The 23,966-nt window shown below is 59.6% G+C and carries 23 protein-coding genes; 11 read left to right on the top strand and 12 right to left on the bottom strand.

The genetic code is table 11. From position 1 onward, the window contains the following. The first annotated feature begins 147 nt into the window (after positions 1 to 147). Complete coding sequence (locus RDK48_RS07125; protein ID WP_298998418.1) at positions 148 to 1,755, top strand: GGDEF domain-containing protein; 1,608 nt, start codon at positions 148 to 150, stop codon at positions 1,753 to 1,755. Between the two features lie 90 nt (positions 1,756 to 1,845). On the opposite strand, the gene RDK48_RS07120 is transcribed toward RDK48_RS07125, so the two are convergent. From RDK48_RS07120 to modA, 3 genes are all read right to left on the bottom strand, one after another. Further along, positions 1,846 to 2,607, bottom strand: coding sequence for an ATP-binding cassette domain-containing protein (locus tag RDK48_RS07120; protein WP_298998416.1), 762 nt, complete (start codon positions 2,605 to 2,607; stop codon positions 1,846 to 1,848). Beyond that, entirely contained in the window at positions 2,604 to 3,284 is a 681-nt protein-coding gene (gene modB / locus RDK48_RS07115) for a molybdate ABC transporter permease subunit (protein ID WP_298998414.1), read from the bottom strand. The genes RDK48_RS07120 and modB overlap by 4 nt, the downstream gene beginning before the upstream one ends. A gap of 150 nt (positions 3,285 to 3,434) precedes the next feature. Continuing rightward, positions 3,435 to 4,202 carry a molybdate ABC transporter substrate-binding protein gene (gene modA / locus RDK48_RS07110; RefSeq protein ID WP_298998412.1) on the bottom strand — a complete coding sequence of 256 codons (768 nt, stop codon included), beginning with the start codon at positions 4,200 to 4,202 and terminating at the stop codon, positions 3,435 to 3,437. Positions 4,203 to 4,356: 154 nt separating this feature from the next. On the opposite strand from modA, the gene RDK48_RS07105 reads away from it, so the two are divergent. Further along, a complete protein-coding gene (locus tag RDK48_RS07105; RefSeq protein WP_298998410.1) occupies positions 4,357 to 5,481 on the top strand; it encodes a TOBE domain-containing protein in 1,125 nt (374 codons plus the stop codon). Positions 5,482 to 5,577: 96 nt separating this feature from the next. Here the strand turns inward: RDK48_RS07105 and RDK48_RS07100 are convergent, their stop codons facing one another. From RDK48_RS07100 to RDK48_RS07085, 4 genes are all read right to left on the bottom strand, one after another. Further along, a complete protein-coding gene (locus RDK48_RS07100; RefSeq protein WP_298998408.1) occupies positions 5,578 to 6,633 on the bottom strand; it encodes a GntG family PLP-dependent aldolase in 1,056 nt (351 codons plus the stop codon). Positions 6,634 to 6,645: 12 nt separating this feature from the next. After that, the gene (locus tag RDK48_RS07095) at positions 6,646 to 7,881 is read right to left on the bottom strand and encodes a dicarboxylate/amino acid:cation symporter (RefSeq protein ID WP_298998406.1); all 1,236 of its coding nucleotides are present in this window, start codon (positions 7,879 to 7,881) and stop codon (positions 6,646 to 6,648) included. Positions 7,882 to 7,948: 67 nt separating this feature from the next. Further along, complete coding sequence (locus tag RDK48_RS07090) at positions 7,949 to 8,605, bottom strand: GntR family transcriptional regulator (RefSeq protein ID WP_298998404.1); 657 nt, start codon at positions 8,603 to 8,605, stop codon at positions 7,949 to 7,951. A gap of 424 nt (positions 8,606 to 9,029) precedes the next feature. Then, positions 9,030 to 9,989 (bottom strand): TIGR01212 family radical SAM protein, encoded by a 960-nt coding sequence (locus RDK48_RS07085; RefSeq protein WP_298998402.1) that lies wholly within the window; start codon positions 9,987 to 9,989, stop codon positions 9,030 to 9,032. Positions 9,990 to 10,215: 226 nt separating this feature from the next. Between RDK48_RS07085 and RDK48_RS07080 the strand changes: the two genes are divergently transcribed. The 9 genes from RDK48_RS07080 (at position 10,216) to fumC (ending at position 19,995) form a co-directional block, all read left to right on the top strand. Next, complete coding sequence (locus RDK48_RS07080) at positions 10,216 to 11,256, top strand: rod shape-determining protein (RefSeq protein WP_022659878.1); 1,041 nt, start codon at positions 10,216 to 10,218, stop codon at positions 11,254 to 11,256. A 121-nt stretch (positions 11,257 to 11,377) separates the two neighbouring features. Beyond that, positions 11,378 to 12,268 carry a rod shape-determining protein MreC gene (gene mreC, locus RDK48_RS07075; RefSeq protein WP_298998399.1) on the top strand — a complete coding sequence of 297 codons (891 nt, stop codon included), beginning with the start codon at positions 11,378 to 11,380 and terminating at the stop codon, positions 12,266 to 12,268. After that, positions 12,265 to 12,735 carry a hypothetical protein gene (locus tag RDK48_RS07070; RefSeq protein ID WP_022659880.1) on the top strand — a complete coding sequence of 157 codons (471 nt, stop codon included), beginning with the start codon at positions 12,265 to 12,267 and terminating at the stop codon, positions 12,733 to 12,735. The genes mreC and RDK48_RS07070 overlap by 4 nt, the downstream gene beginning before the upstream one ends. Then, complete coding sequence (gene mrdA, locus RDK48_RS07065) at positions 12,719 to 14,635, top strand: penicillin-binding protein 2 (protein ID WP_298998397.1); 1,917 nt, start codon at positions 12,719 to 12,721, stop codon at positions 14,633 to 14,635. The genes RDK48_RS07070 and mrdA overlap by 17 nt, the downstream gene beginning before the upstream one ends. Before the next feature lie 189 nt (positions 14,636 to 14,824). Beyond that, positions 14,825 to 15,931: a rod shape-determining protein RodA gene (gene rodA / locus RDK48_RS07060; protein WP_298998538.1), complete on the top strand. Its 1,107-nt coding sequence runs from the start codon at positions 14,825 to 14,827 to the stop codon at positions 15,929 to 15,931. 23 nt (positions 15,932 to 15,954) lie between these two features. Next, a complete protein-coding gene (locus RDK48_RS07055; protein ID WP_192113538.1) occupies positions 15,955 to 16,296 on the top strand; it encodes a polymer-forming cytoskeletal protein in 342 nt (113 codons plus the stop codon). Positions 16,297 to 16,665: 369 nt separating this feature from the next. Continuing rightward, positions 16,666 to 17,220, top strand: a complete 555-nt coding sequence (locus RDK48_RS07050) for a GAF domain-containing protein (RefSeq protein ID WP_022659885.1) — start codon at positions 16,666 to 16,668, stop codon at positions 17,218 to 17,220. A gap of 204 nt (positions 17,221 to 17,424) precedes the next feature. After that, the gene (gene gap, locus RDK48_RS07045; RefSeq protein ID WP_298998394.1) at positions 17,425 to 18,441 is read left to right on the top strand and encodes a type I glyceraldehyde-3-phosphate dehydrogenase; all 1,017 of its coding nucleotides are present in this window, start codon (positions 17,425 to 17,427) and stop codon (positions 18,439 to 18,441) included. A 93-nt stretch (positions 18,442 to 18,534) separates the two neighbouring features. After that, positions 18,535 to 19,995 carry a class II fumarate hydratase gene (gene fumC, locus RDK48_RS07040; RefSeq protein ID WP_374042251.1) on the top strand — a complete coding sequence of 487 codons (1,461 nt, stop codon included), beginning with the start codon at positions 18,535 to 18,537 and terminating at the stop codon, positions 19,993 to 19,995. Between the two features lie 103 nt (positions 19,996 to 20,098). On the opposite strand, the gene RDK48_RS07035 is transcribed toward fumC, so the two are convergent. Genes RDK48_RS07035 through queA form a run of 5 tightly spaced genes read right to left on the bottom strand, consistent with a single transcriptional unit; the run spans position 20,099 to position 23,904 of the window. Further along, positions 20,099 to 20,641 carry a 2-oxoacid:acceptor oxidoreductase family protein gene (locus RDK48_RS07035; protein WP_298998391.1) on the bottom strand — a complete coding sequence of 181 codons (543 nt, stop codon included), beginning with the start codon at positions 20,639 to 20,641 and terminating at the stop codon, positions 20,099 to 20,101. Then, positions 20,634 to 21,437: a thiamine pyrophosphate-dependent enzyme gene (locus RDK48_RS07030; RefSeq protein WP_022659889.1), complete on the bottom strand. Its 804-nt coding sequence runs from the start codon at positions 21,435 to 21,437 to the stop codon at positions 20,634 to 20,636. Before RDK48_RS07030 ends, RDK48_RS07035 begins: the two co-directional genes overlap by 8 nt. Before the next feature lie 2 nt (positions 21,438 to 21,439). After that, positions 21,440 to 22,546, bottom strand: a complete 1,107-nt coding sequence (gene vorB, locus RDK48_RS07025; protein WP_298998388.1) for a 3-methyl-2-oxobutanoate dehydrogenase subunit VorB — start codon at positions 22,544 to 22,546, stop codon at positions 21,440 to 21,442. After that, positions 22,543 to 22,767, bottom strand: a complete 225-nt coding sequence (locus tag RDK48_RS07020) for a ferredoxin family protein (protein WP_192113534.1) — start codon at positions 22,765 to 22,767, stop codon at positions 22,543 to 22,545. Before RDK48_RS07020 ends, vorB begins: the two co-directional genes overlap by 4 nt. Positions 22,768 to 22,806: 39 nt before the next feature. Then, positions 22,807 to 23,904, bottom strand: a complete 1,098-nt coding sequence (queA, locus tag RDK48_RS07015) for a tRNA preQ1(34) S-adenosylmethionine ribosyltransferase-isomerase QueA (RefSeq protein ID WP_298998386.1) — start codon at positions 23,902 to 23,904, stop codon at positions 22,807 to 22,809. Positions 23,905 to 23,966 lie beyond the last annotated feature (62 nt).

The raw sequence follows: 23,966 nt of genomic DNA, 5'->3' as shown, positions 1-23,966 counted from the left end.
CATTGCGTCTGCACCCCCCTTTTATTTTCCTGACAAAGGCAGTGCGCGGACAGTTAGACCCATTGCCTATTTCCTGATTTTCTGTATGGTTTCAAAATCACCAGCATACTTTACCAGCTTTTCTGCCATCCCTTCGCAGGAGGAGCCATGCGCATATTCACGCGCAGCCTCAAGGCGCAGTTTATTGAGGCATTCACGCTGCTTATCCTGCTGTCATCATGCTTTCTTGCGGCCATAACCGGGCGCGAAGCCAGCAGCGAGGCCCGCTACGAACGCGGCCTGCTGCTGACCAACCGTGTGCAATCCCTTGCCAAGGCCCTTGATCAGTCCATGTGGTTCTGGATCAAGGAGGTGGGCACTCTGCGCCACACGGTTGGGCTAATCGGCGGCGATATGAAAAAACTATCCATCGCCGTGAACCGGTTGCAGGACACCATGCCCGCCTTTGCCTGGATCGGCCTCATGAATCCCCAGGGCAAGGTTCTGGTCGCCACCGATGGAGTGCTGGAAGGAGCAGATCTTTCCATCTGCGCCATCTTCCGCCAGGGCAAAAACGGCCTCTTTGTGGGCGACGTGCGCAAGGCCACCCTGCTTGCCCAGCTGCTGCCCCACCCAGAAAACTCCCCGATGAAATTTGTGGACATCAGCATGCCCATTGGCGAGGGCGATCTGAAAGACTGGGTGCTGGTAGCCCATCTGAGCTGGGCGTGGGCCAGAGAGGTGGAGGAATTCATCCTTTCGGGCGAAGGATCGGATACGAACACCAAGATCATGGTTCTAGGTGCAGACGGTAGCGTCATTCTGGGCGGCGACACTGAAAAGCCCCTGGCCCTGCCCCTGCTGCAAGAACTTGAGCGCTCCACTTCGGCCTGGGCCGTAGAAACATGGCCCGATGGCATTGCCTACCTCACCGCGGCAGTAAGCTGCACGGGATTCAAAGACTACGATGGCTTGCAGTGGAGCGTGGTTGCGCGGCAATCGCTGGATGCCGCCTACGAACCCGTGCGTCGCCTTGTGGCGCGCATTCTTGTGGCTGGCCTCTTACTGGCGGTGCTGTTCGCACTGGTTGCCGGATACATCGCCCAGCGCACCATTGCCCCCCTCAAGGCGCTTACCGCAGCTGCAGACAGGCTCAGCCGGGGCGAACGCGTCACCATTCCGCGCAATCGGGGCATACGCGAAATTGAAGTACTTTCAGCCTCCTTGTCCACACTGGTCGAAAACCTCACGCGCACAGAAAGAGACCGGAACCGCATCCAGCATACTGCAGAGCGCGATGCCCTCACAGGCCTGCTGAACAGGCACGGTCTGGCTGCGCGCATTGAAGAGGCCATGCCCAGCCTGACGCAAAGCCAGGGGCTGGTCGAACTGCTGTATATGGATCTGGACGGCTTCAAACCAGTCAACGATGCGCACGGGCACCACGTGGGCGATGCCGTGCTGACCATTCTGGGGCAGCGCCTCACCCGGTGCCTGCGTAAGGATGACGTACTGGTGCGACTGGGAGGCGATGAATTTCTGGCCCTGCTCGGCCATACCAGGGGCACACCAGACATACTGCGCACAATTAACCGCATCCGCGAGGATGTGGGAGCGCCCATTTCCATCGACGGCCTCATGCTGCGCATCGGCATCAGCATAGGGCACGCCACATGGCACTGCGCGAACGAGTCTGTTGAAGATGCGCTCAAAAGGGCCGACAGCGAACTTTACATGGTCAAACGGATGTCAAAATCCTCGCAGGAAATGCTGTAGCAGAACGCCGCAGTATTAGCCCACATTTTCCTCGCAGACAGTCACCACCGGCTATTTTTTTTGCACTCGGCTTACAAGAGCGATACGCCGTCAGGCCGATTGACAGGCCCAGACCTGCTCCTGCAAATGCCGCAGACACTTGCCCGCTGTGGCAAAATCCTTGCGCAGATCTGCATAGTCCGGCACCGTGCGCGCGCCGCCCCGGTCATAGAGCACAAGCCCGCCCGCAAAGGTATCCACATCGTCAGGGTCGTGACTGATAATCACGGCAGGGATGGTCAGGTCATCCATCAGTTCGAGCAGTTCTTCGCGCAGGCGTTCACGCAGCAGGGGATCAAGGGCGGAAAAAGGCTCATCAAGCAGCAGAAGCAAGGGGTCTGCATTGAGCGCCCGCGCCAGAGCCGCGCGTTGCCGCTGCCCGCCAGATATCTGCGAGGGTAGGTGGGCCGCCAGATGCCCGATGCCCAAGCGTTCCAGCATGGCCTGCGCCTTGTCGCGCTCCTCGCCGCGCACCTTCCAGGGCCAGCAGCCCGTGCGCGGATAGGCCACGTTCTGCAACAGGCTCAGGTGCGGAAACAGGGCGTAATCCTGAAACATGTAGCCGATGCGCCGCTTCTGCACAGAAACAAACACGCCCTGCGCGGCATCGTACAACGTACAGTCGCCAATGCGGATGTGGCCTGCGTCGGGCTTTGTCAGCCCCGCCAGACACTGCATGGTCAGCGACTTGCCGGAACCGGAAGGGCCAAAAAGCACGGCGCACTTGTGCTCGTCGCCGATATCGTAGCGCACATCCAGGTTGAAGGGCGTAACCCCGTTCCTGAAACTTTTTACCAGCCGCAACGAAATCATCTGCGCCGCCTCTTGAGTTTCACAAGCAGTTCCGCCGCCATCAGCAGGGCCACGCACACGGCGGAGGTAATGAACACAAGCCATGAGGCCTGGAGGTCATTACCCGCCTGAAAGGCATCGTAGATGGCGAGGGCCAGGGTCTGGGTCTTGCCGGGGATATTGCCCGCAATCATCAGGGTTGCGCCAAATTCGCCCATGCCGCGCGCAAAGGCCAGCATGATGCCCGCAAAAATACCCTTCCAGGCCAAGGGTAGAGACACGCTGACAAACACCCGCCATTCCGAGGCCCCAAGCGTGCGGGCCGCGTCTTCCAGATGTTTGTCCACCTGCTCCAGCGCTGCGCGGGCCGACTTGTAGATAAGCGGAAAAACCACAACAGTAGCTGCAACCACAGCCCCCTGCCAGGAAAAAATCAGATTGATGCCCAGTTCTGCCAGCCCATGCCCAAAAACGCCGCGCCGCCCCACCAGCAAGATAAGATAGTAGCCAAGCACTGTGGGGGGCAGCACCAGCGGCAACGAGCACAGGGCGTCCAGCAGGGCGGGCATGGGGCCTTTTTTGCGGGCCAGCCGCCAGGCCGCCAGCGTTGCCACAACAAAGGAAACAGCCGTAGCCGCTCCTGCCACGCGCAACGAAAGCTCCAGCGGGCTCCAGATAAACGCCAGGTCAAAATCCATTTCCAACTCTGCCCCCTGCCACTGAACTGATCCGTTGATACGTAAAAAATACTGAAGGCGGTTGCCGCTTCTGCCAAAACGGCAACCGCCAGTAAGCACAATCCATCATTGCAGGCCGGTGCGCAAGAGCACGGGCCGCGCCTTCATGCACTACGGCTTGGAGAAACCGTACTTGGCGAGCACTGCCTGCCCTTCAGGCGAAAGCACAAAGTTCAGAAATTCCTGGCCCATCTTGGCATCCTTGCCAGTGGTGGCAACGGCAATGGGATAGCTCACGGGATCGTGACCTTCCACAATCATGACCACTTCAACCTTGTCCGCAAGCAGCTTGGCATCTGTACGGTAAACAAAACCGGCATCAACCTCGCCACGGGCCACATAGTCCAGCACCTGACGCACGCTGTTGCCCAGGATAAGCTGGGGCTGCACGGCTTCCCACAGTTTGGCGGTGTTCAGCGCGTCCTTGGTGTAACGTCCGGCGGGCACCGAATCGGGATTGCCGATGGCAACACGCTTGAATGCCTTGATGTCTTCAAGCTTGGCGGGCTTTTTGGAGCCAGCGGGCACGATAAGCACGAGGTCGTTGAGCGCAAAATCCTTGCGCGTGGCGGGGTCAACAACCTTGGCGGCCACGGCCTTGTCCATGGTGCCCTGGTCGGCAGAGGCAAAAACGTCTACGGGCGCGCCTTCCTGAATCTGTTTGAGCAGCGGATTGGAGGCAGCATAGTTGGTGTGCACCTGCAAGCCGGTGTGCTTCTTTTCAAACACGCCTTTGATTTCGTTAAAGGCATTGGTAAGGCTGGCAGCGGCAGAAACGGTTATTTCCGCAGCCTGAACGGGAAGGCTGAGCAAGGCTACGCAACCCAGCGCCAAAGCTATGCGGCAAAAGGCCCCACGAGCGTATGCAGTCTTTTTCATGAAATTCCTCCGTGCGCCAGAAGCGCGGTTTGTACGCCAACAGTACAGAACCCTTGAAGGCGAGCAATACAGTCACGTTTTTTGATGAAAGCGTGAACACTGTACAACAAAAGGGTTTTACTTGTATAAGGCAGGAAAACTGACGGGAATCAGCATGGAAAAAAACAAAAACCGTGAGGAAATGGCCGCGCTTTTGCGCTCTCTCTCTTCCGCAGACAGGGCATGGCTGCGCCAGCGCCTTATGCGGCGCGACTCCGCCGCCCTGCTGCAGGATACAGGGCGCATCAGCCCGCGCGAGCTTCTGGCCGTGGAAACATGGTTGTGGGAACGGGCCAGCGCCGCCCGAGGCCCGCGCGAAAAACGCCCCCGCCTGCGCATGTGGCTGATTTTCATGCTGCTGCGTTATGCGGCCCTGCGGCTTGTGGAAATTTTTGAGATCATGCCCGTGCATCTTGATTTTCAGGACGGCGTTATCCATGTGCCGGGCAGCAATGATGGCCCTGGGCGCGAGGTTCCCCTGCCGCTTACCATCAGCCGCCGCCTCAAGCGCGTGCTGGAAGACCCGGCGCTGTTTCCTGAAACACGCGAGCTCATGCGCTGCGACGCCAGTTACGTGCGCCGCTGCCTGCAACAGTGCGGCGCTGCCTGCGGCCTGCCCAAGGGCCTTTTGAGCGCCCGCGCCCTGCGCCATACCCGCGCCCTTGAGCTGGGCAGACAAGGCCTGCCCCTGCCCGTTGTGGATATTTTTCTTGGCCGGCGATCCGCGCCCGGCCAGAGCGGCATTGTCCGCTGCGACCCGCAGGAGGCCAAACGCCTGCTGCGCGAACAACTGCAAAGGGAGCGACCCATGAAAACCAGTGCGCGCAACGTCTTTCAGGGGCGCATAACCTCATTGCGCCAGAGCGGGCTGCTGGTCGAAGTGGTGCTGCGCACCGCAGGCGGCCTGCGTGTGGCCTCGCTCATTACGGACGAAAGCGCCAAGACCCTGGCCCTCAATGAAGGCAAGCTGGTCAATGCCAGCATCAAGGCCCCCTGGGTGCTGGTGCAGGGGGGCGAACTCTCGCCCAAAAGTTCCCCTCCGGCGGAAAACTGTTTTACCGGCGTGGTGGAAAGGGTGCGGGAAGATGAAATGGTGGCCGAAATTCTGGTGGCACTCGGCGAAGGCAGTCAGGTCTGCGCCCTGCGCAACCGTGGGCCGGAAAACCCCATCAATCTCGTGGCCGGGCAGACCGTAACGGTATTTTTCAAGGCTTTTTCCGTCATTCTCACCGTAGATTAGCCAGCAAACTCGCAAATAAAGCCGCGCCAACAGTCGTTATGACCATCGGCGCGGCTTTATCATTTTTTTATTGCAGCGACAGTTTACTGGCAGGCATTACTTCCACAGGGCGCGGTTTTCTTCCATAAAGCGCTCAAAGGCCTCAATGGCTCGCGCCATATCCTGACGCCCCACGCCATTGTAAGTTGTCAGCCGCAGATGATTCTTGCCCATGCCCTTAGCCAGCAGCCCCAGAGGCGCAAGCTTTTGCTCGAACCATTCTGAAGACCTGCCGGAAGCGCTTATATCCAGCATCACAATATTGCTCTGCACAGGCGTGAGCACAAACTCGTCATAGGCCGCCAAGGCCGCGCCGAGATGGCGGGCGTTTTCGTGGTCTTCCGCAAGGCGCTCAATGCCCGTGCGCAAGGCCACCAGCCCGGCAGCGGCCATAATGCCCGCCTGCCGCATGCCGCCGCCAAGCAATTTGCGCGTCTGCCGCGCCTGGGCAACGAACTCGCGCGTTCCGCACAGCACGGAACCGAACGGAGCGCCCAGCCCCTTGGAAAGGCAGAACATCACGCTGTCCGCGCAGGCGGCCAGATGCGCGGCGTCCACCCCGAGGGCCACGGCGGCGTTGAACAGCCTTGCGCCGTCCATGTGCACGGGGACAGCCGCCTTGCGGGCCGTAGCGGCCAGCGCCTGCTGCCGCGCCAGCGACACGCAGATGCCGCCGCCGAAGTTGTGGCTGTTTTCCACACAGGCCAGCTTGAGGCCCGGCGTCGCGCAAGCGGACGCAAAGGACGCGACTTCGGGCATGCCCTCCGCATCACGCGCATAAAACACCGGCTTAACACCCAGGAATTTTTCCATGAAGGGCGACTTTTCGGTGCGGAACACATGCAGGTCCGGCTCCAGAGCCGCAGCATCCCCACGCTCGCACCAGGTTGCCAGCGCGACGAGATTGGCCATGGTTCCCGACGGGCAAAAAAGCGCGGCTTCCTTGCCCAGCAGTTCGGCGGCATGATCTTCCAGCCGATTGACTGTGGGGTCGCCGCCGCGCCCTTCCGCATCAACACGGCCATCATCGCCCACTTCGGCCTCGCGCATGGCGGCACGCATGGCCTCGGTGGGAATGGTCAGGGTATCACTGCGCAGATCGACTACAGGCATGAATTTCACCTTTTAGACTTCGGCGGTTTCTTCCGTCGGTTCATAGGCTATGCCCGCCCAGCGCATGACAAGCTTCACCGCGACGGTGTTGCTGACCACGTTGACGGCTGTACGGCCCATGTCCAGGAAAGCGTCCACACCCGCGATAATGGCCAGAGCCTCCACAGGAATGCCAATGGTGGTCAGCACCATGGCAATGGCCACAAGGCCGCCTGAGGGCACGTTGGCGCTGCCCTTGCTGGCAAGCGTGGTCACCACGATGATGGAAAGCAGGGTGCTGGGATCCAGCGGAATGTTATAGGCATCCGCCAGAAAGCCCACGGCCAGCGCAAAATACATGATGGAGCCGTCGCGGTTGAAGGCATAGCCCAGAGGCAGCACCACAGAGGCTACGGCCTTGGGAACGCCCATTTCCACCAGTTTTTCCATGTGCAGGGGCAGTGTCGCCTCTGACGAGCGCGTGGCAAAGGCCAGAATCACAGGTTCGCTCACGGCCTTGGCGGTCTTGAGGGGGTGTTCGCCGATGCAGAGCATCAAAATGGCGAACAGCACCAGCAGCACGCCAAGCCCCAGATACATGACCAGAACCAGCTTGAGCAGGGCCAGAATGGTGTGCATGCCCTGCGTGGAAAACAGCCAGGCAATGATGGCAAAAATGGCGATGGGCGACAGGGCGATGATCCAGCCCGTGAGCTTGAAAACAGCGCCCATCAGAGCGTCCAGCACGTCAACGAGGGGCTTTGCCCTGCTGCCGGTGGAGGCCAACGCAAGGCCCAGCAGCACAGCGAACACCAGCACGGGCAGGAGGTTGGTGCCCGACATGGCCGCGAACACGTTGGAGGGGATCATGTCGAGAAAAAACTTTGTCCAGTTGACCGTGGTATTGATGTTCTTGGGCAGTTCAGCCGTGTGCGACAGGTTGACGCCCACGCCGGGGTGGAAAATGCCGTTGAGGGCCAGGCCAATGATGATCGCCACCACCGTGGCAATGAAAAAATAGAGCAGGCTGATAACGGAAACCTTGCCCAACTGCTTGGCGCTGTTGCCCATCTGGTAGATGCCAAGGGTGATGGCCGTGAACACCAGCGGCACCACGATCATCTTGATGGCCTGCACAAAGGCCGTACCCACCGGGGCCAGAGCCTGGGAAAAGTGCGGCGCAATAAAGCCGAACACAATGCCCAGAACAAGGCCGAGCACCATCTGAATTGGCAGCGGAATGGGCCGCTTTTTGCTGGTTTTTGTCATTTCCATCGCCTCTCTTCCCCCTCTGTTCCTTGCACGTAAAACGCCTTGTGATGCTCAGCGGCCAGGTTTAGTCGAGAACTGCAAGCAGTGAGCGCAGTTTCGTTTCCATGGCCTTTTGCAGATGATCCCAGACAAGCTGGTGAGCCAGGGTTTGATTGCGATCCAGAATAGCGTTGCCAATGGCGATGTGTTCCTTGATCACCACGCGTGTCCGTTCTGCATCGTAATTTTTGACGCGCTGCATGGCCAAGGAGTTCTGCACGCGCACGTCTGCATAGAGTTTTGCCAGCCGCGTGTTGCCAGCGGCCTGAAATATAGTTTTGTGGAAATCCCAGCCGATGCGCTGCGCTTCAAAGGTATCAAGCTCCGGCCCGTTGGGCAGGGCCTGAAGTTCGGCAAGACAAGCCCGCAGCTCAGGGCTGCCGCCTTTTTCTGCCGCCAGCTTGGCGGCCATGCCTTCGAGCGCCAGACGCACCTCGTGAATTTCTTTCAGGTCTTCCACAGACAGGCGCTGCACAAAGGTGCCCCGCAGGGGCACGCTCATGAGAACGCCCTCCCTGCACAGATCCTTGATGGCCTCGCGCACTGGCGTGCGCCCAAGCTGCAGGCTTTCAGCCAGGCTGCGTTCCGACAGTTCTTCGCCGGGGCTGAGCTGCCCCTGCGCGATCATGGAACGGATGGCCTCATACGCTGTGGAAGATGCCTTGGTGTTTGTCTGCTTCATGTCTGGTATACCAGCATAAAGCCAAATAAATGTCCATATGCCGCAGGACAACTTCAGCATGGTAACCTTATAATATTACAGAGGGGTGGAGTTTTTTGACCGAGAATAAACGAGTTGATTTGCGGCAACACCAAGTGAAACCAACAGGAATTCTTATGAAACCAGCTGAGCAAAGCCGTTAATGACGCAACCAGCCCCCCAGAGCCAACGATTGTGTCCGGCAAAGATTTTTGGGCGCTGGCAAGGAAGTAGTTATTTTTGCGAGAGGAGTGTACTCTCACGGTACTCGGCCTGAGCAAAAATCATCCCTGACGCAGAAGACACATCAACCCAGCAGACATGGTGTCCGGCGAGGATTTTTGGGCGCTGGCAAGGAAGTGTGGCTTTTTGTGAGGGGAGTGTACTCCAATGGTACTCGACCCGATCAAAAATCCACACTGACGCCGCCAGCGCTCAAAAAGACCGCCGGACACACCTCGGGGGAGTCGCAGAACTTGCCTTGCCATATATCCCTCGCCCCCAGCGCCCGCCGCAAATCTCCCAGCAGGCCGCGCTTGTCCGTGCCCCAGGCGGGAGCCAGCAGTTCTCCGGGGGCGGGGTCGCTCTGGAGGCGGTGCATGACGATGTGCGAAGGGATGCGCGGCAGGGCGGCGCAGAGGAGGTCGACGTATTCATCGCGCCAGAGGGGGTGATACTGGCCTGCGGTGTACTGGCGGGCAAGTTCCGTCCCCTTGGGCACGTAGACGTTGTGCAGTTTGAGACCGCTTATCGGCAGGGAGAGCGCCCAGTCGAGGCTTTGCAGAAAATGGCCTTCGTCTTCACCGGGCAGACCGGCCATGAGGTGAGCGCATACGGCAATATCGCGCGCGGCGGCCGTGCGCAGGGCATTTTCAGCGCTGGCTGCGGTATGGCCCCGGTTAATGCGGGCCAGGGTTTGGTCATGGGCCGTCTGCAGGCCCAGTTCCAGCCAGAGGTCGCAATCAAGGCCCGCGAGCATGTCGAGCTTTTCGTCATCAAGGCAGTCGGGGCGGGTTCCTACGGCAATTCCAAAACAGCCGGGCAGTTGGCGAACCGTTTGGAGCAGTTGTTGCAAGCGTTCTGATGGCCCATACGTGTTAGAGAAGGATTGCAGGTATGCAATAAAGCGCGTATTGGGGTCGTCCCGCAGGTATATGGAACGCCAGAAATTCCACTGTTGCAGTAGGGAATTGCCCTGTTTTGCGCGGCCCGAGCCGGACCCATTGGCATTGCAAAACGTGCAGCCGGAAAACGAAAGCGTACCGTCGCGGTTGGGGCAGGAGGCCCCGGCGTCAAGTGGAATTTTTTGCACCCGGCTGCCGTAGCGTCGATTATAATAAGCGGCCAGAGTATGCCAGCGCTGCATGTTTGCGTCCCTTGAAGGCTTATTTCCGCGCCTTCCGGCGGGACAAATATTTTAACCCTGCGTCCACCGTCTTGACTTCATGCCAGTTTTAGCAGAACAGTTTTCAGCCTGACGTTACCAATTCCAACAGCGCCCCCACTCCAGGCCTCTTCGCCTCGCCGGGTGCGGGAGTTGTTTCAACATGACGGTAAGGTAGCACACCAGCACAGCGAGGCAAGTTAGAGTAATGTCCAAAATTCTGGATTTCGCACTAGGATTGTTTTCCAATGACCTGGCCATTGACCTTGGCACAGCCAACACCTGCGTTTATGTCAAGGGGCAGGGAATTGTGTTGCGCGAGCCCTCGGTGGTCGCGGTCAAGAAAGACCCGCGCGGCAACAATGTAGTTCTTGCCGTTGGGCACGATGCCAAGCGCATGCTGGGCAGAACCCCTGGCAACATCTGGGCTATCCGCCCCATGAAAGACGGCGTTATCGCCGACTTTGAAGTTACCGAGGCCATGCTGCGCCATTTTATCGCCAAGGTTCATAATTCGCGGCGTCTTGTACGCCCGCGCATCATGATCTGCGTACCTACGGGCATCACCCAGGTGGAAAAGCGCGCCGTGAAAGAGTCGGCCCAGTCCGCTGGCGCACGAGAAGTGTACCTCATCGAGGAACCCATGGCAGCGGCCATCGGCGCGGATCTGCCCATTCAGGAACCCACCTCCAACATGGTGGTGGATATCGGCGGCGGCACCACTGAAGTGGCGGTCATCTCCCTTTCGGGCATTGTGTACTCGCGCTCAGTGCGCGTGGGCGGCGACAAGATGGACGAAGCCATCATGACCCACGTCAAGCGCAAGTATAATATGCTCATCGGCGAATCTTCCGCTGAAGAAATCAAGATCAAGATCGCATCCGCCTACCCCCTTGATCCGGAACAACAGATCGAAGTCAAGGGCCGCGACCTTGTGACGGGTATTCCGCAAAATATTATCATCACCTCTGAAGAAGTGCGCAAAGCCATTTCTGAACAGGTGGACAGCATCGTTCAGGCTGTGCGCATCGCCCTGGAACAGACCCCGCCTGAACTGGCGGCGGATATTGTGGACAGGGGCATTGTGCTCACGGGCGGCGGCGCGCTGCTCAAGGGCCTTGACCAGCTGCTGCGCGAAGAAACCTCATTGCCCATTACGGTTGTGGACGATCCCTTGTCCACCGTTGTGGTGGGTACCGGCAAAGCGCTGGACAACCTGCACATTCTCAAAGAAGTGTGCATCGACTAGAACCGACCTTGTCCTCGCGCCCCTGTGCGGCTGACGCAATGCCGGAACACAAGCTTCCGGTTCTGCGTCTCCGGCACAGGGGCGCGGTTTATTCCGCACCGGCTTTCAGGAGCTTCCGCCTGTGACACTGCGGCGTCTTCTCCTCCTCGCGGGCATTTTGCTCATCCTGTTTCTGGGCATGTATTCCTGGAATCAGCGCACGCGCGTTCTGGACGACCTGGCCGCGAAACTGGGGCTTGAAATCACCGGCGCGGTGCTCACGCCTGTTCGTTCCGCGCAGGACGCTGCGGAAAACATGTGGGATCGCTATTTTGACCTTGTGGGCGTGCGCGAAGAAAACGAAGCCCTCAAGCAAAAGGTGGACGAGCTTGAAGCGCGCCTGCTTGCCAATGGTGAAGACCTGGCCGAGCTCAAGCGCCTGCGCGCCCTGGTGCAACTGCCAGTAGACCAGACATGGCGCCCCCTTGGCGCCCGCGTTCTTTCCGGCCGCATGGGCCCCAACGCCGTTCTTGACAGCATCACCATCAGCCGGGGCTACAGCACGGGCGGACGCCCGGGCACGCCGCTGGTCACGCACCTTGGGCTGGTTGGCCGCGTTCTCAAGGCCAGCGCCCACAGTTCCATTGTGCTGCTGCTCACCGATCCCAGCAGCCGCATAGCCGTTTTTTCGCAGGAAAGCCGGGCTCCCGGCATCCTCATGGGCATGGGCACAGGCCAGAAGCTTGAAGTCAACTTTGTGCAGCGCGACGCCAAGGTCAAGCCCGGCGAAATAATCATCACCTCCGGCCTCGACGGCAAGTACCCCAAGGGCATCCCTGTGGCGCGCGTACTGCGCGTGGCTCCTTCGGACTACACCCAGTTCATGGCCATCAAGGCTGAACCGCTGGTTGACCTGCAACACCTTGAAGAAGTGCTGCTGCTCGAAGCCACCGGCGCGCCCCGCCCGCTGGAACCCAGCGAAGCTCCCAAAGAATTCGTGGGCCCGCCCGCGCCCAAAAGCGCCACGCCATGAGAACGCTCCGCAGCATTGCATGGTGGGCCTTTTTCATGGCCTGCGCCATTGTTTTGCAGGCGGCGGTACCGGGGCTTGATGTGCTCACGGTAGGGCTGATCATCCTGTTGCAGGAACGGGATTATAAAAATATGCTCTGGCTGCTGCCCGTGTTCATCCTGTTGCAGGAAGGCATGGGTACGCGCCCCTTCGGGGCCGTCATTGTCTGGTATGCCGCTGTCATTTTGCTGTTCAAAATGGGCCGCTGGCTGTTTGAAGTGGAAAATTTCATTTTTGTCTTTTTGCTGTCAGCCTGCCTGGGCGCCGCATACTACGCCATTGCGTGGCTCATGGCCCCTTTGCAGAACCTGCCTTTCGATGTGCAGGGAACCCTGGACACAAGCCTGATTCAGGCCATCTTTGTGCCCTTCGCCTGGCGGCTGTTGGTGGCCACCCGCCACTGGAACCCCAATGATCAGGAAAACTGACAATACCTCGCTGCTGGCGCACAAAGACAAGGCGCAGCATAAGGGCATCCGCTCCTGGCTCAAGATTCAGGTCGAGAGCGAGGGCTATCAGCCGCCGCGAGCTGGCGCAATCCTGCTTCAGGTTCTGGTTGGTATGATGTTTTTTGTGCTTGTGGTGCGCTTCTGGTATTTGCAGGTGCACAGAGGCGAAGAATTTGCGCGTCAGGCGCAGGACAACCGCCTGCGTATCGAGCGCATCTTTGCGCCGCGCGGGCGCATCATGGACGACAAGGGAAAGGTGCTGGCCGACAACCGCACCGCATACGGCCTTTCCATCGTGCGCGAAGACTGCCACGACATCCCCGCCACCCTGGCCCAGATAAGCGAATGGTCGGGCATTCCCCTCCAGCAGGTCTGGGACAAGTTCCGTCAGGACCGCTTCAAGGTCAAACCCTTTGAGCCTCTGCTGCTTATCACAGACATCGACTTTGACCTTGTGGCCCGCATTGAATCCGAGATTCACGAATGGCCGGGGCTTGAAATTGTGGTGCGCACCAAGCGCAGCTACCCCGAGAAGGAGCTTTTCGCCCATATTCTTGGCTACGTGGCAGAAGCCAACGAGCAGGAAATGGCCGCGGACAGCGCCCTTGCCATGGGCGATCTGGTGGGCAAGCAGGGGCTGGAACTGGAGCTGGAAAAGCAGTTGCGGGGCCGCAAGGGCCTGTACGATGTCGAGGTTGACGCCCACGCCCGCGTGCTTGGCAAAACTCTGCGCGATGAACCGCGCGGCGGGCACGAAATACATCTTTCGCTCGATGCGGGCCTGCAAAAGGCCGCCTGGGACGCCCTCGGCGGCGAGGCTGGCTGCATCGTGGTCATGGAGCCGGACAGCGGCAAGCTGCGCGCGCTGGTGACATCCCCGGCCTACGACAACAACCTTTTTGCTGCGGGCATTTCGCAACGCGACTGGGACGCCCTGCGCACCAATAACCGCTTTCCCTTGCAGAACCGCGTTATCCAGAGCGTGTACCCTCCAGGTTCCGTATGGAAGCTGATTATGGCCACCATGTTGCTTGAAAAGGGCGTTAATCCGCGTGAAAGCGTGTTCTGCCCCGGTCAGGTCAAACTGGGCAACCAGATTTTCCGCTGCTGGAAGCGCGGCGGGCATGGCTCGGAAGACCTCGTGCACGCGCTCATCGACTCCTGCGACGTCTACTTCTATCTTATGGGCGACCGTCTGGGCATTGACAAGTTGGAAGAATTCGCCAAGGCTTGTGGATTCGGGCGGCCTACAGGCATTGACCTGCCGCACGAAAAATCGGGCCTTGTGCCTTCGCGCGACTGGAAACGGCGGCGTTTTGGCCGTCCGTGGACACGCGGCGAAACCTACAACGTGTCCATTGGCCAGGGCTACACTCTGGTGACGCCGGTGCAGGTGGCCGTATTTGTTTCGGCGCTGCTCAACGGCGGCGATCTGCTCAAGCCCCAGCTTGTGGATGACGCCACCCGCGAAGTGCGCGGGCGCGTGCCCGCCAAGCCTGAAACACTCAAGTTTGTGGTGGAGGCCATGCGCCGCACTGCCAACGGCGGCACAGCCAAGGTTGTGGGCCGCAAGGATGCCGACATGGGCGGCAAAACAGGCACGGCACAGGTGGTCAAGCTCAAGATGGCTGCGGGCGACCGCCGCCTGAAAATGTCGGAAATGGAATATGCCCAGCGTGACCACGCATGGATTGCCACCTGGGGTGTTAAAGACGGCAAAACCTATGTGGTTATTGTCATGGTGGAACACGGCGGCGGCGGTTCAAGCGTGGCTGGCCCTGTGGCCCGCAAGGTTTACGACTATCTTTTCGGGCCTGACCCCAACGCGCCCATGATCGTGTTGCCCGCCCCAACCGCAGCCGTAGAGCCCACGGACTAGGCACCATGTGCAAAGAGCCGGCACCGCGCACGGGCGCAAACAACGTTTGCCCCAATGGCGACAGCGCAGCCAACAATCGCAGCAAGGCCCGCCACGGCCAAAGAGTGTTGTGGTGCGGTGCGGCGGCCTATGGGCAAGCCTTTTCACACCACCCTGCAACCACGCATTCCTGACAAGCGGACAAGCGGCATGGATAATCGCCTTTTCAGCTACATCAACTGGGGCCTTCTGGCCTGTATGCTGCTGCTCTATCTTGTGGGCGTGGGCAACCTGTATTCCGCCAGCGGTACGCGCGTGGAATCTGGCCTGGCATTCAATTCCTTTTATCAGCGCCAGCTGATCTGGGGCCTGTGCGGCGTGGTATGCATGCTGCTGGCAATGGTTTTTGACTACCGCCAGTTGCGCAACCTTGCATGGCCCTTCTTTCTCATAACTGTCTTTCTTCTGCTGCTGGTGCCCATTGCAGGCAAAACAGTCTACGGTGCCAAGCGCTGGATTTCGCTGGGTTTCATGAGTTTGCAGCCTTCAGAAATGGCCAAGCTTTCAGTGCTGGTTCTTGTGGCGCGCCTGCTGGCGCGCGACAGCCGCCCCCTGGGCTGGAAAAATTTTTGCAGCGTGCTTTGCGTGGGCCTTGTTCCTTGCGGGCTTATTATCGTTCAGCCCGATCTGGGCACTACCCTGCTGATATTGCTGATCATGGGCGGCATGATCCTGTTCCACGGGCTTAGGGGCTATGTTCTCAAAACGTGCCTGCTGGTCGCCCCAGCCGCGGTGGCCTTTATGTGGTTTGTGGGCATGCACGATTATCAGCGCCAACGCATCCTGACGTTTCTGGACCCCGGCAACGACCCGCGCGGCACCGGGTATCACATCATCCAGTCTCGCATTGCCATTGGCTCGGGCGAATTGTGGGGCAAGGGCTTTCGCGAAGGCACACAGAGCCAGTTGCGCTTTTTGCCCGAACGCCACTCCGACTTTGCCGTGGCTGTTTTTGGCGAGGAATGGGGCTTTGTGGGCTGCGTGGCTCTGGTCACGCTGTTCTGCCTGTTTTTGCTTTCCATCTTCTCAACCGCAGTTCAGGCCAAGGATCGCTTTGGCAGTACCCTCGTGGTTGGGGTGTTTTTTTACTTTTTCTGGCAGATTTTTATCAACATGGGCATGGTCATAGGCCTCATGCCGGTGGTGGGCATTCCCTTGCCCTTCATCAGCTACGGCGGCAGCGCCACAGTGGTCAACTTCACACTGCTTGGCATTGTGCTCAACGTGTCCATGCGACGTTTCATGTTTAAAAGCTAACTGTTAAGCCAAAGGGGATAAACGTGGCAAAGGACGAAATAGCGTACCTCGGCTCCGATACCGTCTATGAAGGCAAGCTCAACTTCAAGGGCACTGTGCGCATTGAAGGCCGCTATACTGGCGAAATTGTCAGTGACGGTACGCTCAACGTGGGCAAGGATGCTCAGGTGCAGGGCACCCTCGATGTGGGCGAACTGCTGCTTTCCGGCCACTTCACCGGCGATGTGACGGCAAAACGCCGCATCGTGGTTTACAGTTCCGGGGTGCTTGAAGGCCAGGTTGTCACTCCCAATCTGCTCACAGAAGAAGGCGGCATCATTGAAGGTCAGATCAGCATGAAGGCCCCGGTCAAGCCCAAGGCTTAAGGGCCCAAGGCTTAAGCGCGCAAGGCAAGAGCGCCTGAGGGCGCGCCAGCGGCGTTTTCACAATGTTCGCACTTCCCTGTGCAGATTGATCCATGAAACTCTGCGGCGGTTCTGTTGCGGTGCCGGATTCCGCGCATGCAGCATAACTTCTGACAATGCAATGATCCGGGCCAGCAGCCCGCTGAAATCGCTTTACATTGGTGCTCTCTTGCCTGTTTGCGACGCATTCGCCGGGCCATGCCAGACCGCATTTGCCTGATGCAGAAAAATAGCGCATAGTTGGAACTGGAAAACGTGTTACAAACCAGATCAACAATTCATGCGCGGCAGGCTTTAATGCCTGTCGAAACGCTTTCCTCAGGAGGCACCATGGCACACGATTATTTCCGTGCGCTCAGGGATGTGGCGCTGGTTATCAACTCCAGCCTTGAGCCCCGCGAAGTTCTGCACAAAATCACCGAGCAAACCGCCGTAACCATGGGCTGCAAAGCAAGCACCATCCGTCTGCTGGACAGCACCGGACGCTTCTTGCTGCCCAGCGCCGCCCACGGCCTTTCCTCCACCTACATGCGCAAAGGCCCGGTGGAAGTGAAACGCAGCGGCCTTGACGGCGAAGTGCTTTCCGGCAAGACCATCCACCTCAAGGACGCCACCGCCGACGGGCGCTTCCAGTACCCGGAATCGGCCAAGGCCGAAGGCCTTGTTTCCGTGCTGTCCTCTCCCCTCATGGCTGACGGCAAAGCCATTGGCCTCATCCGCGTGTATTCCGACGTGGAGCGCGAATTCAGTGCCGACGAGGAAACCTTCATGGAAGCCGTGGCTGCCATTTCGGCGCTGGCCATTGAAAACTCCCGTCTGCACGAGGCCTTGCGCAACAATTACGAGCTGATGGCCAAACACGCCTACTCTCTCTACGAAGACTAGGCCGCGCACAGGCGATTTTTCCCGGCTGCAGCGGCAGGATTCGACTGCTCGTGCAGCAAAGGCACTGCCGAAAAATGGCAGGGTTTTCTTTCGGGGACCAGAACCGCCGTGGCGCTGTGCATGCGCTTTTGCAAATTTGAGCCGTTGAATTCCGGCGGCAGCGCACGATAACGATTTTCCCTCAACGCTATGAGGAACTTGTATATGAGCAAAATCAAAGTAGGCATCAACGGCTTTGGCCGTATTGGGCGGCAGGTTTTCCGCGCCCTGCACCAAAGCTACCGCGACCAAGTGGAAGTGGTTGCCATCAACGACCTGTTTGACGCGGAATCCAATTTCCACCTGCTGGAATACGATTCCGTCTATGGACGAGCCAACCTTGACGCCAAGGTCAATGGACAGGACGCCACTGTGGGCGACTGGAACATCCACTGCTTTGCAGAACGCGACCCCAAGCAACTTGCCTGGGGCGCGCATGATGTTGACATCGTGGTGGAAAGCACCGGTATTTTCCGCTCTGCCACCCAGGCGGCCGTGCACATTGAAAACGGCGCCAAAAAGGTCATCATCACCGCCCCCGCCAAGGATGAAGACATCACCATCGTCATGGGCGTGAACCACGAGCAGTACGACCCGGCCAAACACCACGTTGTGTCCAACGCCTCGTGCACTACCAACTGCCTTGCCCCGGTGGCTCTTGTGCTGCAACGCAAGTTCGGCATCCAGATGGGCAACATGACCACCATCCACTCCTACACCAACGATCAGCGCATCCTCGACATGGCCCACAAGGATCCGCGCCGCGCCCGCGCTGCCGCCTGCAACATCATCCCCACCTCCACCGGTGCGGCTCAGGCCGTGGCCAAGGTCATTCCCGAACTCAAGGGCAAGTTCACGGGCTATTCGCTGCGTGTTCCCACGCCCACGGTTTCCGTTGTGGACTTTTCGGGCATTCTGGAAAAATCCACGGATACCGAAAGCCTGCTCGGCGAACTCAAGGAAGCTTCGGAAACCTACCTCAAGGGCATTCTGGCTTACAACGAAAAGCCCCTGGTTTCCATGGACTTCAAGGGCGACCCGCATTCTTCCATTCTTGAAGCCCCCTACACCACCGTGCAGGAAGGCCGCCTGGTCAAGATTGTGGCCTGGTACGACAACGAATGGGGCTATTCCAACCGCGTGTGCGACCTCGCCTGCCTCATGGGGGCCAAGGGCTTCTAGCACAGCACCGTATAACGGCACAGAACGGCCCCCGGTCAGCCGCTCCGCGAGGAACGGGCCGGGGGCCGTTGTTCGTGCAGGGAGGAGCGCGCCGTGGACAGTACAGCACAAAAAGAACCGTCTGTTCTTGATCTTCCTGTGGGCATAGACGCCGCTGGAGAACGCGAAGAGTTTGACAGCATGGGGCAGGTCATGGTGCCTGCCAACCGTTACTGGGGTGCGCAGACGCAGCGCTCGCTCGAACATTTTTCCATTGGCGACGACAAAATGCCGCTGGAAATCTGCCGCGCCCTCTGCCTGATCAAAAAGGCCAGCGCACAGGTCAACGCCCGCATGGGGCGGCTGCCCGGCTGGAAGGCACAGGCCATTGACCGCGCCGCGCAGGAAGGCATGGACGGCCTGCTGGACGAACATTTTCCCCTCTATGTGTGGCAGACTGGCTCCGGCACCCAGACCAACATGAATGTGAACGAGGTGCTGTCCAACCGCGCCATCCAGTTGCTCGGCGGCGTCATGGGCAGTCAGAAGCCCGTTGGCCCCAATGACGATGTGAACATGAGCCAGTCGTCCAACGATGCCTTTCCCACGGCCATGCATCTGGCCGCCGTGCAGAGCTGCGATGCACGCCTGCTGCCGGAGGTGGAAGCCCTGGCTGAAGCAGTGGAACGCAAGGCTGTGCAGTGGATGGACGTGGTCAAGATTGGCCGCACCCACTTGCAGGATGCCGTGCCCCTCAGCGTGGGGCAGGAATGGTCAGGCTATGCCGCCCAACTGCGGGCCTGCGTTGAGGATATTCAGGCCGCCCGCGAGGGGCTCTACCCTCTGGCTCTGGGCGGCACCGCCGTGGGCACCGGGCTGAACGCGCCAAAGGGCTTCAGCATGGCTGTGGCGGAAGAACTGGCAAGCATCACGGGCAAGCCCTTTGTCACCGCCCCCAACAAGTTCATGGCCCTTGCCTCCCAGGATGCCATAGTGCGCTTCAGTGCCGCCCTGCGCGGCCTCGCCGTGGCCCTTGTCAAAATAGCCAACGACATGCGCTGGCTGGCGGCTGGCCCGCGCTGCGGGCTGGGAGAACTGCAACTTCCAGAGAACGAACCCGGCTCATCCATCATGCCCGGCAAGATTAACCCCACCCAGTGCGAAGCCCTGATCATGATCGCCATACAGGTCATGGGCAACGACAGTGCCGTGGCCCTTGCGGGCAGCCAGGGCAATTTTGAACTCAATGTCATGCGCCCCGTAGCCATCAAGAACGTGCTGCAATCCGTCAATATTCTGGGTGATGGCTGCCGTAAATTCAGAGAGCATTCCGTTGAAGGCACAACGCTCAACCGGGCAAAAATAGATTCGTTCGTCAATAATTCCCTGATGCTGGTCACGGCGCTTGCGCCCGTCATCGGCTACCAGCAGGCGGCAAAAATCGCGGAAAAAGCCTCGGCGGAAGGGCTCACCCTCAGACAGGCGGCGCTTGCGCTGGGGAGCGTAACCGAAGAACAGTTCGACAACATTGTACGGCCCGAAACCATGATTGGTAATGGCCTGGCTGGCGCATAGGCTCTGCGGCCTGCACGTGCCCTGAAAATCAAACATCCGGCAGGGAATCCCCTGCCGGATGTTTTTTATTTTGCAAAAGCGCCCCGCACAGGCGGGCCGCATGCTATGCGAAGTTGTAGCCCTGCTCCAGCGCCTTGGCGTTGGCGGAGATCAGTTTGGCATAGTGCGCGCTGACCACGCGATTCAGCGCTTCCTGCACCACATTGAGCGGCAACGCGCCTGTTGCCTTGAGCCATGCGCCCAAGGCCACCATGTTGGCCATTTTCACATTGCCCAGTTCGTGGGCCATGTCGTTCACGGGAATGTAGACCGTGCGCTTTGCGGCATCGAGCAGGTTCTGCGCCACCAGCGAGGCATTGACGATCTGCACGCCGCCCGCGCCCAGCCGCGGCTGGAACTTGGAAAGCGAAGGTTCGTTAAGAATGATGGTGGACATGGGCTCGCGCACCAGGGGCGAACCGATGGGATGCTCATCAAGCACCACCGTGCAATTGGCCGTGCCGCCGCGCATTTCAGCCCCGTAAACCGGGATAAAGCTCACTTCAAGCCCGTGTTCCATGCCGGCCTGCGCCAGCAGGTTGCCGATGAGCATGACGCCTTGACCGCCAAAACCGGCAATAATGACATCCTGATATGCATTAGACATGATCCGCCTCCACACTGGCCGTCACATCCTTGTACACCCCAAGGGGGAATACGGGCATCATGGCCTCGGCAATCCGCTTGTTGGCGGCAATGGGATCCAGATGCCAGTTGGTGGGGCAGCCGGAAAGCAGTTCGATGAAGCCAAAGCCAAGGCCCTGCAACTGCACTTCAAAGGCTTTACGCATGGCCTTTTTGGATTCGCGCACGTGCTTGACCGAATCCAGCGAGCAGCGGGCGGAATAGGCCACGCCGTCCAGCTGGGCCATGATTTCGGCCATGCGGATGGGGCCGCCCTCGTTGCTGATGGAGCGCCCCTGCCGCGAGGTGGTGGTCTTTTGTCCCACCAGGGTGGTGGGGGCCATCTGCCCGCCGGTCATGCCGTACACCGTGTTGTTGATGAAGATGCCGGTGATCTTTTCGCCACGGTTGGCGGCGTGCATGGATTCGGCCATGCCGATGGCGGCCATGTCGCCGTCGCCCTGATAGGTGAACACCACAGCATCCGGGCGGGCGCGGCGTACGCCTGTGGCCACGGCGCAGGCGCGGCCATGCGGAGCCTCAAGGCCGTCCACGTTAAAGTAATCGTAAGTGAATGTGGCGCAGCCCACCGAGGCCACCAGAATGGTGCGTTCGGCCACACCCAGTTCGTGCAGCACCTCGCTCACCAGCCTGTGGGCAATGCCGTGGTGGCAGCCGGGGCAATAGTGGGTGGGGCGCTCGTTGAGCACGGGATTGGTATCAAAAACCAGGCTTTCGCCCTCGGCGGGACGCAATGCGTCCAGTTCCTGAGCTTGCATGATTAGTTCTCCTTGAGGGCCTGAAGCATGGGTTCGCGCAGGGCATCGGCGCCGATGAACAGCCCCGGCATGACGCCGTGCCACAGCACGGATGCGGGCGCAACGCCCGGCTGGCCAAAGAGGGCCAGGCGGACATCTTCCACCATCTGCCCCGTGTTCTGCTCCATAACCAGAAAACGCCGACCGGGCGCAAGAGCGCGCAGGGCTTCATCCGGGAAGGGAAACAGGGTAATGGGCCGGAACAGGCCGATTTTATGCCCCTGGGCGCGCAACTGGCGGATTGCGCTGCGGGCAATGCGGGCAATGGAGCCAAAGGCCACCACAATCAGTTCCGCATCATCAGTATCAACGCATTCAAAGGCGCAGTCGGCCTTCATGGATTCGTATTTGCTCATGAGCAGGCGGTTGCGCTCGGCCAGGGCCCCTTCGGCCAGATAGACCGACTTGAGCAGGCGCGGCTGCGCGCCGGGGCCACGGCGACCATAACCTTCCATGCGCCAGGGCGCGGCAAGGGCGGCAAGGTCCTCGGCGGGCACGGCGTCCTTGGGCGGCACGCGGCGCACGGGTTCCTTGATCTGGCCCACAATGGCGTCGCCCAGCACCATGACCGGGTTGGAGTATTTGAATGCCAGGGCAAAAGCCCTGAACATAAAATCATAGCATTCCTGAGCAGTGGAGGGGGCCAGCACCAGATTGCGGTGATCGCCGTGTCCGCCGCCTTTGACGGCCTGAAAATAATCGCCCTGCGAGGGGCCTATATCGCCTAGGCCGGGGCCACCGCGCTGCATGTTGACGATCACGCCGGGGATCTGGCTGCCCGCCATGTAGGAAATGCCTTCCTGCATGAGCGAAATACCGCAGCTGGAGGAAGACGTAAGCGCAGGAATACCGCTGGCTGCCGCACCCAGCACCATGTTGATGGCGCCGACTTCGCTTTCGGCCTGCACAAACTGCCCGCCGACTTCGGGCAACAGGCTGGAGAGGGATTCCGGCACTTCATTCTGCGGGGTGATGGGGTAGCCAAAATAGCAGCGGCAGCCCGCATCTATAGCGCCAAAGGCCACGGCCTCGTTGCCCTTGATGAGCACACGTTCGGTTGCAGCGCTCATGCCTTGCCCCCCTTGGTTTTCGCGCTTTTGAACACGCGTATGGCCACATCGGGACACATGACCGCACACGAGGCACAGCCCGTGCATTGGCCTTCCATTTCCATCACTTCATAACCGTGGCGGTTAAAACGGCCCGAAGGCCTGAGGATGTGCACCGGGCAGACTTCCACACACAGGCGGCAGCCCTTGCAGCGCTCTTCCATGAATACAACTCTTGACATTTCAGCTCCTTGGGATTCCACACCCGCTTCTTGAAACAATCAGCGAATAAGCATGGCATCGCCATATGAGAAGAACCGATACCCCCTGCTCACAGCCTCGGCATAAGCGGCAAGCACGCGCTCGCGCCCGGCCAGGGCAGAAACCAGCATGATCAGGGAGGACTCAGGCAGATGAAAGTTTGTCAGCAGGCCATCAACCACACGGAAGGGCCTGCCGGGGTACAAAAAGATGTCCGTCCAACCGGTAAAGGGCTGCACCCTGCCGCACAATTCGGCCACGCCCTCCATAGAGCGCAGGCTGGTGGTGCCAACGGCAATCACAGGCCGCCCTTCACGCTTGGCCTCGGCAATGGCAAGCGCCGTTGCCTCGGGCATTTCCACATATTCCCTGTGCATGCGGTGGCCGCGTATGTCGGCGCTGCGCACAGGGCTGAAGGTGCCGTAACCCACATACAGGGTTACGTCCGCCCACTGAAAGCCTCTGGCCTTCAGGGTTTCTCGCATCTCGGGGGTAAAGTGCAGCCCCGCCGTGGGCGCGGCCACAGAACCCGTCTTGTCCTCGCGGGAATAGATGGTCTGGTAGCGGCTCAGATCTTCTTCCGCATCTGTCCGCTTGATGTAAGGCGGCAAAGGAATGTGCCCGGTGGCGGCAAAGGCCTTGGAAAGATCCCCGTCCCAGGCCAGACGCACACGCCGATGCCCGAATTCACCCGATTCCAGCACGGTCACGCTGATGCCCGCGCCAAATTCAAGCTTTTCACCATCACGAATGCTGCCGCCGGAGCGTATGAGCCCCTCGACTTCCGCGCTGGAGCCGCCAAGCTTGTCGGACCGCGCCCTTTCAAGCACCAGCGGCAGAGGCGTGAGCAGCAGAAACTCCACCTTGCCGCCAGTGGAGCGTGTTCCCAGCAGGCGCGCCTGCAATACGCGGGAATTGTTGGCTACCAGCAAAGCGCCCTCGGGCAGGCAGTCCGGCAGATCGCTGAACTGGTGGTGCTCAAGCTCAAGCGCACCCTGGCGCGGCATGACCAGCAGACGCGAGTTCCCGCGCTCTTCAGGCGGGAACTGGGCTATCTGCGCTTCAGGCAATGCAAAATTATAACTTTCGAGAAAAAAATCCGCTTCCTCAGTGGGCATAATACGTGGGCCTCATTAATGAACCTCTCACGCCGCGGACTTGTCAGCATGCGGCGGAGGCG

Source organism: uncultured Desulfovibrio sp., from assembly GCF_902477725.1.
Lineage (GTDB): Bacteria > Desulfobacterota > Desulfovibrionia > Desulfovibrionales > Desulfovibrionaceae > Desulfovibrio.
Note: the sequence above shows the minus strand (reverse complement) of the source record. Positions and strands in the feature narration are given on the sequence as shown.

Bases quoted from the DNA above. Each gene is read 5' to 3' on its own strand.
- RDK48_RS07125 (WP_298998418.1), top strand. From the start codon at position 148: ATGCGCATATTCACGCGCAGCCTCAAGGCGCAGTTTATTGAGGCATTC.
- RDK48_RS07120 (WP_298998416.1), bottom strand. From the start codon at position 2,607: ATGATTTCGTTGCGGCTGGTAAAAAGTTTCAGGAACGGGGTTACGCCC.
- modB (WP_298998414.1), bottom strand. From the start codon at position 3,284: ATGGATTTTGACCTGGCGTTTATCTGGAGCCCGCTGGAGCTTTCGTTG.
- modA (WP_298998412.1), bottom strand. From the start codon at position 4,202: ATGAAAAAGACTGCATACGCTCGTGGGGCCTTTTGCCGCATAGCTTTG.
- RDK48_RS07105 (WP_298998410.1), top strand. From the start codon at position 4,357: ATGGAAAAAAACAAAAACCGTGAGGAAATGGCCGCGCTTTTGCGCTCT.
- RDK48_RS07100 (WP_298998408.1), bottom strand. From the start codon at position 6,633: ATGCCTGTAGTCGATCTGCGCAGTGATACCCTGACCATTCCCACCGAG.
- RDK48_RS07095 (WP_298998406.1), bottom strand. From the start codon at position 7,881: ATGACAAAAACCAGCAAAAAGCGGCCCATTCCGCTGCCAATTCAGATG.
- RDK48_RS07090 (WP_298998404.1), bottom strand. From the start codon at position 8,605: ATGAAGCAGACAAACACCAAGGCATCTTCCACAGCGTATGAGGCCATC.
- RDK48_RS07085 (WP_298998402.1), bottom strand. From the start codon at position 9,989: ATGCAGCGCTGGCATACTCTGGCCGCTTATTATAATCGACGCTACGGC.
- RDK48_RS07080 (WP_022659878.1), top strand. From the start codon at position 10,216: ATGTCCAAAATTCTGGATTTCGCACTAGGATTGTTTTCCAATGACCTG.
- RDK48_RS07070 (WP_022659880.1), top strand. From the start codon at position 12,265: ATGAGAACGCTCCGCAGCATTGCATGGTGGGCCTTTTTCATGGCCTGC.
- mrdA (WP_298998397.1), top strand. From the start codon at position 12,719: ATGATCAGGAAAACTGACAATACCTCGCTGCTGGCGCACAAAGACAAG.
- rodA (WP_298998538.1), top strand. From the start codon at position 14,825: ATGGATAATCGCCTTTTCAGCTACATCAACTGGGGCCTTCTGGCCTGT.
- RDK48_RS07050 (WP_022659885.1), top strand. From the start codon at position 16,666: ATGGCACACGATTATTTCCGTGCGCTCAGGGATGTGGCGCTGGTTATC.
- gap (WP_298998394.1), top strand. From the start codon at position 17,425: ATGAGCAAAATCAAAGTAGGCATCAACGGCTTTGGCCGTATTGGGCGG.
- RDK48_RS07035 (WP_298998391.1), bottom strand. From the start codon at position 20,641: ATGTCTAATGCATATCAGGATGTCATTATTGCCGGTTTTGGCGGTCAA.
- RDK48_RS07030 (WP_022659889.1), bottom strand. From the start codon at position 21,437: ATGCAAGCTCAGGAACTGGACGCATTGCGTCCCGCCGAGGGCGAAAGC.
- vorB (WP_298998388.1), bottom strand. From the start codon at position 22,546: ATGAGCGCTGCAACCGAACGTGTGCTCATCAAGGGCAACGAGGCCGTG.
- RDK48_RS07020 (WP_192113534.1), bottom strand. From the start codon at position 22,767: ATGTCAAGAGTTGTATTCATGGAAGAGCGCTGCAAGGGCTGCCGCCTG.
- queA (WP_298998386.1), bottom strand. From the start codon at position 23,904: ATGCCCACTGAGGAAGCGGATTTTTTTCTCGAAAGTTATAATTTTGCA.